Annotated in this window: 13 protein-coding genes; all 13 read right to left on the reverse strand. The window is 55.6% G+C overall.

All coding sequences use genetic code 11. The annotated features are described in order from the left end of the window. Positions 1 to 21: 21 nt before the first annotated feature. The 13 genes from PO881_RS11605 to uhpA all read right to left on the reverse strand — a co-directional run bounded on the left by PO881_RS11605 (position 22) and on the right by uhpA (position 13,982). Positions 22 to 1,104, reverse strand: coding sequence for an acyltransferase family protein (locus tag PO881_RS11605; RefSeq protein WP_101764049.1), 1,083 nt, complete (start codon positions 1,102 to 1,104; stop codon positions 22 to 24). A gap of 467 nt (positions 1,105 to 1,571) precedes the next feature. Further along, positions 1,572 to 2,660 carry an acyltransferase family protein gene (locus tag PO881_RS11610; protein WP_280171809.1) on the reverse strand — a complete coding sequence of 363 codons (1,089 nt, stop codon included), beginning with the start codon at positions 2,658 to 2,660 and terminating at the stop codon, positions 1,572 to 1,574. Between the two features lie 236 nt (positions 2,661 to 2,896). After that, positions 2,897 to 3,649, reverse strand: coding sequence for an L-cystine ABC transporter ATP-binding protein TcyN (gene tcyN / locus PO881_RS11615; RefSeq protein ID WP_064739083.1), 753 nt, complete (start codon positions 3,647 to 3,649; stop codon positions 2,897 to 2,899). Continuing rightward, positions 3,646 to 4,314 carry a cystine ABC transporter permease gene (tcyL, locus tag PO881_RS11620; RefSeq protein WP_064739084.1) on the reverse strand — a complete coding sequence of 223 codons (669 nt, stop codon included), beginning with the start codon at positions 4,312 to 4,314 and terminating at the stop codon, positions 3,646 to 3,648. Before tcyL ends, tcyN begins: the two co-directional genes overlap by 4 nt. Beyond that, positions 4,314 to 5,114, reverse strand: a complete 801-nt coding sequence (gene tcyJ, locus PO881_RS11625; RefSeq protein ID WP_101764047.1) for a cystine ABC transporter substrate-binding protein — start codon at positions 5,112 to 5,114, stop codon at positions 4,314 to 4,316. The genes tcyL and tcyJ overlap by 1 nt, the downstream gene beginning before the upstream one ends. Before the next feature lie 196 nt (positions 5,115 to 5,310). Beyond that, positions 5,311 to 6,297, reverse strand: coding sequence for a D-cysteine desulfhydrase (locus PO881_RS11630; protein ID WP_137386027.1), 987 nt, complete (start codon positions 6,295 to 6,297; stop codon positions 5,311 to 5,313). Between the two features lie 131 nt (positions 6,298 to 6,428). Next, positions 6,429 to 6,932, reverse strand: a complete 504-nt coding sequence (gene fliZ, locus PO881_RS11635) for a flagella biosynthesis regulatory protein FliZ (protein WP_007891377.1) — start codon at positions 6,930 to 6,932, stop codon at positions 6,429 to 6,431. A gap of 51 nt (positions 6,933 to 6,983) precedes the next feature. Further along, entirely contained in the window at positions 6,984 to 7,706 is a 723-nt protein-coding gene (locus PO881_RS11640; RefSeq protein ID WP_007891379.1) for an RNA polymerase sigma factor FliA, read from the reverse strand. A gap of 143 nt (positions 7,707 to 7,849) precedes the next feature. Next, on the reverse strand, positions 7,850 to 8,818 hold the full coding sequence (locus PO881_RS11645) for an HNH endonuclease signature motif containing protein (RefSeq protein ID WP_101764045.1): 969 nt from the start codon (positions 8,816 to 8,818) through the stop codon (positions 7,850 to 7,852). Positions 8,819 to 9,029: 211 nt separating this feature from the next. Further along, a complete protein-coding gene (gene uhpT / locus PO881_RS11650) occupies positions 9,030 to 10,421 on the reverse strand; it encodes a hexose-6-phosphate:phosphate antiporter (RefSeq protein WP_256696734.1) in 1,392 nt (463 codons plus the stop codon). A gap of 137 nt (positions 10,422 to 10,558) precedes the next feature. Further along, positions 10,559 to 11,887: an MFS transporter gene (locus PO881_RS11655; RefSeq protein ID WP_280172897.1), complete on the reverse strand. Its 1,329-nt coding sequence runs from the start codon at positions 11,885 to 11,887 to the stop codon at positions 10,559 to 10,561. Positions 11,888 to 11,895: 8 nt separating this feature from the next. Further along, entirely contained in the window at positions 11,896 to 13,392 is a 1,497-nt protein-coding gene (gene uhpB / locus PO881_RS11660; RefSeq protein ID WP_280171810.1) for a signal transduction histidine-protein kinase/phosphatase UhpB, read from the reverse strand. Next, positions 13,392 to 13,982 (reverse strand): transcriptional regulator UhpA, encoded by a 591-nt coding sequence (uhpA, locus tag PO881_RS11665; RefSeq protein ID WP_280171811.1) that lies wholly within the window; start codon positions 13,980 to 13,982, stop codon positions 13,392 to 13,394. Before uhpA ends, uhpB begins: the two co-directional genes overlap by 1 nt. Between the last annotated feature and the right edge of the window lie 58 nt (positions 13,983 to 14,040).

A 14,040-nucleotide genomic window follows, 5' to 3' on the forward strand; every position in this document is an offset into this window, starting at 1 on the left:
CGCGATTCATCGCGTGAATTTTCAGGCCGCAGACTTATTCCGCTTCAACCCGATCAGCGTTGGAAACACAAACAGCGACTGCCCCAATCCACGATTAGTCACCTGCCACACCGCCACCGAACACAGCGAACAGATGCCAACAATCGCCAGCGGATAGAAACAGGCCCACAGAATGGAGAACCATGCTTGCTCAAACAGGTGATGGCGCTGGGCGAACAGAATCGCCGACATACCGAAGAACTCAATGAAGATGCGGTGAATCACGTAAATTTGCAGCGTGTTGCGCCCAACCCAATTCAAATAACTCATCTTGAAACGCGCGTTCAGCCAGCGACACGCCGCCACGCTACCCAGCACCGCAAGGATGCACAGGAACAGGCTCTTATCCAGACCAAAGATGATATGCAGGCCCGAGACCGCCGCCAATATCGCCCACGGCACAATGTTGTCACGACGCCATTCACTGAGACGCAGCATCATCGGGCTCCAGAACGCCCCCAGCAGGAAGAACAGGAAATACTGCGCTACGCTTTGTGGTCCCCAGTACGGAATAATCTTCTCCACCGCCAGATAGTTGAGCGCAATCGCCACCACCAGCAACGCCACTTTCTGCTGTTTAAAGATCTTGGCGCACAGGAAATAGAGCGCCAGGCCGTAGAGATACCACGAAGTGCTCATGGCGAGGAATGTCAGCTTTAAGAACTCCAGCAGCGAACCGGCATACGCCGCGTTGAGGTTCTGTGAAATACGCTGCCCGGTGATCTCGGTTGAGATGCCAACAATCGACCACCACTGAATAAAGCCCCACAAAATATAGAGATAAAACAGGTTGGTGATGCGACTGGTAAACACCTGTTTCCACGGCCGATTTAAAATACCGTTAGTGGCTAATAAGCCCGAAACAAAGAAAAACGCCGGCATACGCAGCGGCGATAATACGGTATTAAACTGCACCCATATTTCTGCCGGGATCCAACCTGCCGTCAATAATTTCACCGTGCCTTCGAATCCAGGTAATACGGTGTGATACAACACCACCAGTAATATGCAGGCTCCCTTAAGGGTATTTATCCATGCGATATCTTCTTTCCTGGCGTTATTCATATGATGACTCCCGCTGCTGTTGCTGTGTAGGTCTTAAAGAAGAAGGATGAGGAAATAAGCGTTGTAGCATTTATGATTATTAAACGATTATTCAACAGGCAGGGCGGGCATGATGTAGCGAAAGTCCTAAATGTTTTTTTGTGGTCCTGATATAACAATACTTTACACATCCAGACAAAAATAGAACCCTGAGCAGGCTAAGGAAATTTGTCTTAATTTGAGTCACTAAAAGAGGATTAAGTAAAATAAGTGTGATCGGTGTCGCGCAGGTAAATTAAGAACAATCCCCCCTTTCTTATGCCAGATTAAATTCAAATTCTAAATGTAGATTTATTTAATGTGGCAAATGGATAAGCAGCGATATTAGCGTTGTGCTAAGCGATTTATTACCGCGCATTCCGTAGCGGCGTGATTTATCGCGCAATGAATTGCGCCGCTACGGAATGTGCGGCGCGTGATCAACAAAGTTATTGCAGCGGTGCGCTTTTGCTTTCGAGCGCAGGTTTGCGCAGCAGGCGCGGATAGAGAAACAGCATGCGGCCCGGACCACGATTGAGCAGCGTCCACACCAGCAGCGAAATACTGGTACACAACGCAACGCCGATAATTGGCATCAGTAGCGCCCATGCCCAGCTAAAGACGGTATGGTCAAACCAGCCATAATGCACCGCCAGCACAATCGCACTCAGCCCCAGCAGCTCAATAAAGATACGGTGCAGCACGTAGATTTGCAGCGTGTTACGGCCAATCCAGTTAAGCCACGCCATATTGAAATGTTCATTGAGCAAGCGGCACAGCACAATGCCAAACACGATGGTCAGCAAGCTGTAGAACGGATTCTTATAGATGCCGCCGACATGGTGCAGCAGGCCAATCAGCGCAATGCCGCCCAGCATCAACCAGTGCTGACGCTTCAGTTCGCTCAACTCGATCAACGCCTGGCTGAAGAACACGCCGAGCAGGAAATAGAGATAGTTCTGCGCCACGCTGGCGGGTCCCCAGCCGGGAATCAGGCTAAACTGCGCGGCGTAAGTCGCGACGATCGCCAGCGCCATCAAGGCCATCTTCTGTTTGTGGAACAGCTTGGTGAACAGGAAGAATCCGGCCAGCGCGTAGAGATACCAGAGGCTCGTCATTGAGGTCATCAGCAGCTTAACGAACTCAAACGGCGTGTCCGCATAGGCGGCGTTTTTAGTGCTGGAGAGCCGTTCCCCGAGATGGGTGGAGATGTAGTGAATGCTCAGCCACTGAATGACGCCCCACAGCAGGTAGAGATAGACGATGTTGCTGAACTTCTTGGTGAACACCTCTTTCCAGCTCTTTTTGGTGATTGAACTGGCAGCCAGCAAACCGGAGACAAAAAAGAAGGCCGGCATGCGCAGCGGCGACAGATAGGTGTTAAACGCCACCCACCAGTGCGCTGGCAGCAGCCCAACAGTGAGATGATGCAGCGAAGGCGCGAACGTGGTGATGATGGAGTGGTGTAATACCACCATCAAAATGCAGCCCCCTTTGAGCGTGTTGATCCAGAGGACCTCTTTCCTGGCAGTTGTCATTGCTATGTCCTAATTGCGCCATGAATTTGTAAAGAATTATTTATATTTACAAAGATGTCTCAATCGGGACTTTCCTAATAAGAAATCACCCTAGTTCGCGCAGGATACTGGTGAAATTTAAACGTTAAAATTCAGAAGGTTATTAAAGCCAGGCGAATTGACTTTAGGAAAATACTGAGAAGAAAAATACCGGGAGAGATAAGAAAAGCGTCGCCCTTATCAGGCGACGCTTGGGATTATTGGTTAAGAAACTTGTCGAGAAATTGCCGGGTACGCGCCTGTTGAGGATTGCTGAACAGCGCTTTTGCTGCGCCCTGCTCCACGATGCGTCCCTGATCCATAAAGATGGCGCGATCCGCGACATCGCGCGCAAAGCTCATCTCATGGGTGACGATCACCATGGTGCGTTTCTCCTGCGCCAGCGCGCGAATGGTGTTGAGCACCTCGCCCACCAGCTCAGGATCAAGCGCCGAGGTCGGCTCATCAAACAGAATCACTTCCGGACGCATCGCCAGCGCGCGAGCAATCGCCACACGCTGCTGCTGTCCGCCGGAGAGACGACGCGGAAAACTCTCTTCCTTGCCGTGCAATCCCACTTTTTCCAGCAGACTGCGCGCACGTGCGATGGCTTCCGCCTTCGGCTCGCCCTTGACGATCACCGGTCCTTCAATGATGTTCTCCAGCACCGAGCGGTGCGGGAACAGATTGAAGTTCTGGAACACAAAGCCAACCTGCTGACGCAACTGGCGCACCAACTGCTTCTGCTTGTTGAGGCCGAGCGCCGCATCAATGGCAATATCGCCAACTTTGATACGTCCGCTTTCCGGCACTTCCAGCAAATTGATACTGCGCAGCAGCGTGGTTTTACCGGAGCCGCTTGGCCCGATAATGGCCACCACTTCGCCTGGTGCCACGTCGAGATCGATGCCGTGCAGCACCGTCTGGCCGTGAAACTGCTTCACCAGCTGACGGACTTCAATTGCACTCATTTGCCCTCCCGATCCTGTCGATTCACATGCGCTTCCAGGCGATTTTGCAACGCCGACAGCACGGTCGCCATCACCCAGTAAATCAGCGAGGCCGCCAGATACATGGTGAACACTTCCAGCGTCCGTGAGGTGATCAGCTGCGCCTGACGGAACAGCTCCGGCACCTGAATGGTGGCGGCCAGCGAGGTATCTTTCACCAGGCTGATAAAGCTGTTGCCCAGTGGCGGCAACGCGGTGCGCGCGGCCTGCGGCAGGATCACGCGACGCAGCGTTTGCCACGGCGTCATGCCGATGCTGGCAGCGGCTTCCCACTGCCCGCGCTCAATCGCGGCAATCGCACCACGCAGTGATTCAGAGGCGTAAGCAGCGGTATTCAGCGACAGACCAATCATCGCCGAGGGAATCGGATCCAGCTCGATACCAAACTGCGGCAGACCGTAATAGATCATAAACAGTTGGGCGATGAGCGGCGTGCCACGGAAAATCGACACGTAGATGCGTGCCAGCCAGTTGATCGGCCAGAAGTGTGACAGGCGCATCAGCGCCAGCACGAAGCCGAGTATCAGGCCGAAGAACATCCCGCCGATACTCAACTGCAGCGTGAAGAGCGCACCTTTCAGTAAAAATGGTGCTGAATCCAGCACCAGTTGTAAGCTTTCCTGCATTATTTAGTGACGTCCGCGCCGAACCATTTTTCAGACAGTTTGCTCAGCGAGCCATCTTTCTGCATGTCCGCGATGGCGGAGTCGATCGCTTTCAGCAGATCGTCGTTGCCTTTACGCAGCGCCACGCCCGATTCCAGACGGGAGAAGGCCGGGCCCGCTACCGCCATGGTGTCGCCGGTTTTCTTCACCAGATCCAGCGCCGCCAGGCGGTCAACCAGAATGGCGTCTAAACGGCCTGAACGCAGGTCCTGATATTTGGTTGGGTCATCATCATAGGTACGCACATCGGCTTTCGGCACATTATCCTTCAGCCACTGTTCGTAGTTGGAACCGAGACCGACGCCGACTTTCTTGCCGGCCAGATCGTCTGGCTTGGTGACGGTCGCTGCGTTTTTCTTCAGCGTCAGCGCCTGCACGCCAGAAATGGTGTACGGCGTAGAGAAGTCATACTTTTTCTTGCGCTCAGGGGAAATGGTGACCTGATTGATCACTACGTCGATGCGTTTGGAATCCAGCGACGCCAGCATGCCGTCCCATTTGGTCGGACGCAGATCGGCTTTCACGCCAAGGTGTTGAGCCAGCGCCTGCGCGAACTCCACTTCGAAGCCGGTCAACTGGCCTTTTTCATCCTGGAAGCTGAACGGCGGATAAGTGCCTTCCAGACCGACGCGCAGCTCGCCTTTACTCTTTACTTTTGCCAGCAAATCTTCAGCGGCAAAGGATTTAACGTTAACGCCCGCGACCAGCGCGACCGCCATCATGCCCATCACCATTTGGCGACGAATTGGAGAGAAAGTCATGTTTACCCCATTTATTGTGATGTGTTGTTGTGTGCTTATTTTGAGTGCGCATAGCATAAATGCGCACCTTACGACTACCTTGATACAATCCTCGCACATTGTGTAGCGGCGCGATTTATCGCGCAATAAATTGCGCCGCTACGGTGGGTGCGGATTGCAATAACCGCCGGATTATAAACCGTTTTTACGTTCTGTCTCAGACCGAAGGGTGATAAGCAAATAACGCCGGCGATCCCCCGGTATGCACGAACAGCAATGGACCTTCACGACGGAAGCGATTTTGCGCAATGCCATCAATTAATCCCGCCATCGCTTTGCCGGTGTAGACCGGATCGAGCATGATGCCTTCCAGCCGTGCCAGCAGCTTCACCGCCGCCATGCCCTCATCGTTCGGCTCGCCGTAACGCGGCGCGAAGTAATCATCCCACAAGGTGATCGGCGCTTTGGCCTGCACTTCCAGCTGCTCAGCCAGCGCGCTGCGAATGCGCTCCACCACCGGCAACTGCGCCTCAACTTTGCGCGACACGGTAACGCCGACCAATTCGGTTTCGGGCAGCAGCTGTTCCAGACCCACCGCCAGGCCCGCGTGCGTGCCGGCGCTGCCGGAAGCGACCACCACCGCGGCAAAATCCACCACGCCTTCGCTTTGATGCGCAATCTCCTGCGCGCACTCAACGTAGCCGAGCGCACCGAGCGCATTGGAACCGCCGACCGGCACAATATACGGGCGGAATCCCTGCGCTTCGAGGTGTTCGGCCTGAGCGGCCAGCTGTTCAGTGGGATTGTGCAGCGCATCAACCATGACGATTTCCACATCCATCAAATCAAGCATCAGGCGATTGCCGTTGCTGAGGTAGTTTTCTGACGTGGTGCCAATCGGGTTTTCCAGCAGCGCCACGCACTTCAGGCCGAGCTTCGCCGCCACGGCGGCGGTTTGACGCACATGGTTAGACTGAATGGCGCCCGCCGTCAGCAGCACATCCGCGCCTTCGCGCAGCGCATCCGCAGCCAGGAATTCGAGTTTACGCAGTTTGTTACCGCCGAGGGCCACCGGCGTGAAGTCATCGCGCTTAATAAAGATATCGCGACCAAGATAGTCAGAAAGCCGGGGCAAATGCTCAAGCGGCGTAGGCGCACCGAGTAATTCAAGACGGGGGAACTGGTGCAGAAGATGTAAGGACAATGCAGCCTCCATTCGGGCAATGTGCAGTTATCCATACAGTGTTGCAGAAGATGAGAAAAGTCGCACCCGGAATTCACCGCGTGCTGCCCTTGTTGCTGTCATGCTCGACAACAACAAGGGTGGGATCTCCCTCAGCCCTGCTGCCAGCCTAAAAACTGGTCATATTTGCGCAGTGCGATGCGGTAATTGTTATTGCCCGCATCAGGCAGATCGTTCTCCAGACATTCATGCCAGCTATTGCCCCGTAAACGATCGGCCGGGAAATTTTTCGCCTTCAGCATGTCATCAAGCCGACGCAAACGGACTACATACTCACGTATGGTACTGTGGCTCATCTCGGTCTGCTCAAACAGGTATTGCTTAAACGCCATAATGTCGAAGTAATTCGGATGGGTATTACAAAATATATCGCTGCAGAAACGACACAAGGCGGTCAATTCTGGCTGGAGTTTCATCCACACCTGATCGTCAATCATTTGGTCCATGCGTGCGATGGCCTCTTTATTGATGATCTGGCCGCGAAAGACTAACGCCATACGATCTAAAACTTTGCCACAGTGTGAACAATTGCTTTGGCTGTGCTTATAGTCTTTAAGATAGCGACTTAACGGTCTGGCTTTAACTTTGGCTCCCATTGCTGAGTCCCCGGTTTTATTGTTTTTTTCGATCGCCAGGAACTGAGACTGTTAGCGCGCCCCCGATAATCGGGCACGCAGGCGTTTGATCGCCTGACTGTGCAGTTGACTGACGCGGGATTCCCCCACTTCCAGCACCGCGCCAATCTCCTTCAGGTTCAGTTCTTCCTGGTAGTACAGTGTGAGCACGAGTTTTTCACGTTCAGGCAAGGCCTCAATCGCTTCAATCACGCGGTCACGTAGGTTTCCTTCCAACAACTGATGAAGCGGGTTGGCTTCCTCATGCCCCTCCGTCACCAGCTCCGCACTGTCGCCATGTTCTTCCCGATACTCGTCGTAGGAAAAGAGTTGGCTGTTGTTGGTATCGAGCAGAATCTGCCGATACTCCTCCAGCGAAACATTCAGTCGCTCAGCCACTTCCTGCTCAGTAGCCGAGCGCCCCAACGCTTGTTCTACCTGATGCATGGCACCTGCCACTTCGCGCGCATTTCTGCGTACGCTGCGTGGTGCCCAGTCGCGACTGCGCAGCTCATCCAGCATTGCTCCCCGGATACGCTGCACGGCGTAGGTAGTAAAGGCGGTGCCCTGTAGCGCATCGTAGCGCTCCACGGCATTTAATAAGCCAATGCCACCGGCCTGCAGCAGATCGTCAAGCTCAACGCTGGCTGGCAAACGAACCTGCAGGCGCAGCGCTTCATGCCGCACCAGAGGAACGTAGCGCTGCCAGAGCGAATGTTTATCCATCACGCCATCGGCGGTATAGAGATCGTTCACGTTGACTACCCTGCGTTAGTAAAGTTATCGGCATGATTATCCAATTCTGTAGGGGTTTTGATTGGCAGAATAGGCGGGCAAAAGCGAGGTTATTTCAAATTTGTTATGGATGGCGGTGGATCGCACCGCCATCCGCGCGGGCGTTAGCGCAAATTACGCAGTCTTTCCCGCGTGCCAGGCGGCACCGCGTCCCATAATGCGCAAACTTTGCCCTCAAGTGCCTGATAAAAAGGGGTAATCAACGCTTCAGTTTCCAGCGCAGGATTAAACAGCACCTGACCGGTTTCCGCGTTGATGCTTATCATTTTGTTGATAAACAGCCGCTGCAGGTCGCTACGCAGAAATAAGCCGTTATCGGCGCTGTTATCCGCCAGAAAGCCCTCTTCGTTCTCTTGCGTGTCGATGTAGCACGCTTCCACCCACGGCCAGCTGTGACGTTCGGTCAGCTGCGTGCCGGTGATAATGCAGGCGCCGTAGCGCGCTTTTACCGCCGAGGTGAACTCCGCCTGGCTGGAGCGCTGTAGCACTTTGGCTTTCACGCGGCGTCCGACTTCGGTGCCGGGCATTACGCCGCTCGGCACTTTGTATTGCGGCGTGCTCAACACCACCAGAAACTGGATTTTGCGCGACAGCGGGAAGCACGGATGCGCCTGCGCATCGAACAGCTGCCAATACTCATCCTCTTCGGTCTGCCGCATCAGCACCAGCTTAAAGCCCCGGCTGTTAAGCAGATTCTGTGCGGCTGCCGAATTGGGATCGAGCATGGCAAACACCTGGGTTTCGCCGACCACTTTCCAGCGCCCTTCTTTGCGCGCTTCGTCGTTGCGCCGAAAGTAGAGAAACGCCTGCTGGTTTTTCAGGTAATGCTCAAAGCGACGCAGATAATTTTTGCGCTCGTTGTCGTCCGAGACAAACAGCAGATCCTCGATCGGGCTGTTGATCTCCTCCTGCGCGAACAGCGCGCGGATCACCAAATTGCGAAAGCTGGTCGATGGGCTCAGCAACCCGCGTGCGGTAAGCTCTTTCTCGTCGGGATGCTGCTGCGTGTAGCGCAGGGCAATCTCTTCGAAGGTCAGTAGCTCACCCGGTAACAAGTCATAATTGAAGCGCATAGACACCCCAGAAACGGAAAAATGTGGTTCAAAAATTGGAATGATTCTGAGGGGAGTTATCGGCAATCTGGGCGAGGACTGTAACAAGGTGGTTACTTTTCTGAGGAAGTAGTGCAGCAGCTAAAATCGTCCATTCCCCTGCGTATGAATTTGTTTTAGGTCAGCAGGATTTATCGTCCGAAAAAGCCCCGGTGAAAACCGGGGCTAGACATCATGCTGCTTTCAACCGTTGCAGACGCTTTTCACGGCGAATCTTACGCTCTTCAAACACCGCCACCATCGCCATTAAGGCTATACAGCCAATCGCGGCGGCATCCAGCGCCGCAAAGGTCCCGGCCCAACCGGTTAAGCCAAAGATGGGCGTGCCATCGGCGATCATTCCCAAGCCTAACTTGGCGAAGCTGTCACCAATCAGGTAAGCAAAGGTGCCTTTGATGCCATCGGCGGCGCCAATGGCTTTTTTCGGCACAAAGCCGACAGCGGCAACGCCAATTAACAGCTGCGGACCAAACACCAGGAAGCCCAAGGCAAACAGCGACGCCAGATAAACATACTGATTGCTGGCATGTTGATAGATACCAAGCGTGGCGATAATCAACGCCAGCGCCACGCATGCCACCAGCGCACGACGACCATTCGCCAGATCCGACAACCAGCCCCACAGCAGCGTGCCGACTAACGCACCGACTTCAAACAGCGTGAAGCCCTGAATCGCCACCTCTTTTGACAGTTTCAACTCCTGGAAAGCATACACCGTTGACCACTGATCGATACCAATGCGCACCACGTACAGGAAGATGTTGGCGAAGCACAGCAGCCAAATCACTTTGTTTTTCAGCACGTACTCGACAAAGATCTGCCATTTGGTCATCGCCTGATCTTCGGTCTCTTTGTCCTCTTCGCTGATCTCTTCGCCAAACAGTTCCTCGGCTTTGCCCAGACCGTAAGATTCGGGTGAATCGCTGCCGTAGCGCAGACCGATAAAACCTACCACCAGGGCGATCAGTGACGGGAACACAAACATGCCGACCACATGCCCATCAAACAGGTAATTGGCACCAAACAGCGCCACACCCGCTGCACCCGCGCCACCCAGGTTGTGCGAAATATTCCACATCCCCAGATAGCTGCCGCGTTTCCGGCGCGGCGTCCATTTGGTGATGGTGGAGTAGCTACAGGATCCGCCGGTACTTTGGAAGAAGCCGCTCAGCGCATAAAACGTGATCATCAGGAACAAACTCACCGAGCCCGCGCCCATGCTGGCGCTGAAGCCCAGCATGCAGATGGCCGAGAGGATCAGCATAAACGGCAGGAACTGCTTGGTATTTTTCCCATCGGCGTAATAGGAGACCAGCGTTTTACCGACGCCGTACGTAATGGAGAAGCCGAGGCCAATCATCCCCAACTGGGTCATGCTGAGTCCGTAGGTGGTGATCATGTCGTTCTGCGCAATGTTGAAGTTTTTGCGGATCAGGTACATGGTCAGGTAGCCGATAAAGACCACCAGATAGGACTGCATAAAGGGTTTGAACCACATCTTGCGCCGCTCTTCGAGCGACAGATTCAGGGTCGGCTTGCGCACCTGATTTAAGAAAGCCAGCATGGAGTGCTCCTGATTAATGACCTGCGTGATGGCAGGCATTGTAAAAATCAGCAGCAGTTTCGGCCTGAGACAACCGCCCGGCGCAACCGGGAAAATTTCTTAGTTTTGTCGATGTAAGGGTAAAAAGCGGGGATGCATCACACTTCCTCGCGCTGGCGCGGCGTTTGAGCATGCAGGAATGGCAACAGCAGCAAGGCCGATATGCCCGCCGCGCAGGCGATGACCGCAAAGAAACCGTTCCAGTGCCAGACATCGATCACCCGCGCCAGCGGCCAGCCGGAGAGCGATGCGCCCAGATAGGCAAACAGGCCAACAAATCCGGTCGCCGCGCCCGCCGCGTCTTTATGCGAACATTCCGCCGCCGCCATGCCAATCAACATCTGCGGGCCGAAGACAAAAAAGCCGATGGTAAAGAAACACGCAGCCTGCATCACGTAGCTGGCAAACGGCATCAGCCACAGCGATCCCACTGACAGCAAAATGCCGGCGGCAAAGATCAGGTTCATCGGGCCACGATTGCCGTTGAACAATTTATCCGATCCCCATCCCGCCACTAACGCACCGCCGAAGCCACCGAGTTCAAACATGGTCACCGCCGAGTTGGCCGTCACCAGATTCACGCCCAGCGTCTCGGACATATAGAGATTGCCCCAGTCGTTAATAGCGGCACGCACCACGTAAACCAGCACGTAACACAACGACAGCAGCCAGATGTAAGGGTTGAGCAGCACATATTTGGCAAGGATCTGTTTGTGACTCAGCCCTGCGCCCTCTTGCTGCTGGGCGATCTCCAGCGCATCGTGGCGCCAGTCACCGACCGGCGGTAAACCCACGGTTTGCGGACGATCGCGCAGGCGCCAGCAGAGAAAAATACCAGCGACGATCGCCAGTCCGCCTGCAATCATCATGCCGGCGCGCCAGCCATAGTGCAGCGCGGCGGCACCGACGATCATCGGGATCAGCGCACCGCCAACGTTCTGTGCCGTGTTCCACAGCGCCCACCAGCCGCCGCGTTCGGTGCGGGAAAACCAGCTGGTCAGCAGACGCGCACAGACCGGCGATCCCCATCCCTGGAAAAAGGCATTTAACACCCACAACACGGCGAAAGCCCACAGCGATGTGGAGAAGCCAAACAGAATATTCACGCCGCCTGTCGCTATCAGCCCGATGCCCATGAAGTAGCGCGCGTTAGAGCGGTCGCTGACGATGCCAGAGAAAAACTTCGACAGGCCGTAAGTGATGTAAAACAGCGTCGCCAGCAGGCCGATGTCGGTGCGCGTCATCACGCCCGCCGCCAGAATTTCCGGCGATGCGGCGTTGAAGCTTTTACGGGTGAAATAGAACAGCGCATAGCCGAGCCAGATGGTGATCATGATATGGCGACGCCAGTAGCGATAGCGCGCATCAATGGTCGCTTTATCGCTGATCGGCTGCGCGCTGGCGGGCACTTTGAGAAATCTGAACATCATATTGGTTATCCCTTGCGCAGCGGTAACGTGACGCTAACGCGCGTGCCGTGGGTGCAGGAGATCCCCAGCGAGCCGCCGAGTGCCGTCACGCGTTCGCGCATGCCGGCAAGGCCAAAACCGTGCTGCGGGGAACCCAGCGGTAAGCCGCAGCCGTCGTCTTCAATCACAAGCTGCAACCGCTCGTCCTGCAATGTGCCTTGCAGCGTCACCGCACGGGCGCTGGCGTGTTTCACCACGTTATTGAGTCCTTCCTGACAAACGCGAAACAGCGTGACGCGCTGCGCTTCACTCAGTCGCGCTTCGTCGATGTGCCAGTCGAGATGGCTGATAATGCCGTGCCCTTCCAGCTCCATTTCCCGCATCAGCGAACGGATTGCCTGCTCGAGTGAAAGATCGTCCAACTGGCGCGGACGCAAGCGCCCCAGCAAACGGCGCACCGAATCGTAAATGCCCAGCGACAGCTGCTCAATCAACATGCCGCTCTGCTTCACGCCACTTTCCGGGCTGATGCGCTGCATGATCCCGGCTTGGGTACGAATCGCGGTGATGGTTTGGCCGATATCATCGTGCAGCTCGCGCGCCACTTCGCGTCTGACGCTCTCTTCGGTCTCCAGCAGGCGCTCCGTCAGACGGCGATTGCGCACCAACTCGGTTTGCAGCGACTGGTTGAGTTCACGTAAACGCTGAATCCCCGCACCGAGCAGCAGCCCGGTCAGGCTTTGCGCCAGCAGGGAGAGCAGCAGATCGACCGCGTGATCGTGCCAGGTTTGGCTGGCGATCAGCGCGATGGCGTTCATCAGTGTGGCAATCAGCGCGCCCTGCCAGCCGTAATGCCACGCCAGCGCAATAATCGGCAATGCCAGACAAAACGGTGTGAAGCGCGACAGCTCTGCGGGCAGACCCAGCTGCAACCACAGGCTGACCATAAACAGCAGCACATAACCAAACAGATGGCGCACGCGCCAGTTAACCGGCTGACCGACCAGCGACGGGCCGAGCGGCTGCCAGCGCGTGCTGGTGAGGTAATGCCAGATCACCAAACAGGTTGGTGCCACGGTCAGCGCGCCGGTGAGCGTGAGCAGCACCGCATTCAGCGCGGCGGGTTCAGCGATCCACGGCAATGCCTGCAGCAGCGCCGCGCACACCATCGCACCGCCCTGCCACAGCAAGGTGTGCCAGTCGCGTTGATGACGATAACGGGAGATCAGCGCCACCGGCAGCAGCGTCAGCACGCTGCCCAGCATCAGCAGCGGTAGATGCGCCAGCGCCACTTCGCGCGACAGCCAATAAAGTAGCAATCCCTCGGCACCGAGCAGCACCGGCCAGTAGGCGCGCGGGCATTGCAACATCAGGCCAAGGCGCAGGCCAAAGGGAAACAGCAACACCGCCAGCTCAGGGCGATCCGCCAGATGCAGGCTGATGCTCCACAGGCAAAACCACGCGGCAGAGAAGATACAAAAACTGGCGATGACGGCGATCAGCCGCGAAAAGAGTGGCTGCATTACCAGCCATCAAACATGCGGCGTGCCAGTTCAACGTCATTACTGACGTTGAGCTTTTCCAGCAAATTGGCGCGATGAACGTGAACGGTTTTCGGCGACAGACCCAGTTCGGCCGCGATCTCTTTTACCGCTAAACCTTGCGCCAGTTTCTCCGCCACCTGGCGTTCGCGTTTGGTGAGCGGATCCTGACGTCCGGAGGCGAGCTTCAGGGCGATATCGGGCGTCAGAAAGCAGCCGCCTTTGGCCACGGTATGCACCGCGGCGATCAGTTCATCGGGGCTGCAACGTTTAGAGAGGAATCCACGCGCGCCCGCATTGAGCGCCTGCTCCACCAGCGCCGGGCTGTCGTGCACTGACAGCATGATGGTCGCCATACCTTTAGGCAGTTGGCTCAATAACTCGAGCCCGGAAATATCCGGCATTGAGATATCGCAGATGCACACTTGTACGCCGCGCCCCGGCAGCATATTGAGCGCTTCCCGCCCGGAACCGCATTCGGCAACAACCTGGAAATCCGGTTCCAGCCCCAGCAATTGGGCAAAACCCGAACGGACGATCATATGGTCGTCGATGAGCGCAATGGTGGTCATGAAGTTTCCTGGCGGTGAAAAAACGCGCTTACCTTAGCGATAAGCGGGGGAAGCTTCA

This window comes from Pantoea sp. SS70 (assembly GCF_029866845.1).
In the GTDB taxonomy this organism is placed as follows: Bacteria; Pseudomonadota; Gammaproteobacteria; order Enterobacterales; family Enterobacteriaceae; genus Pantoea; species Pantoea leporis.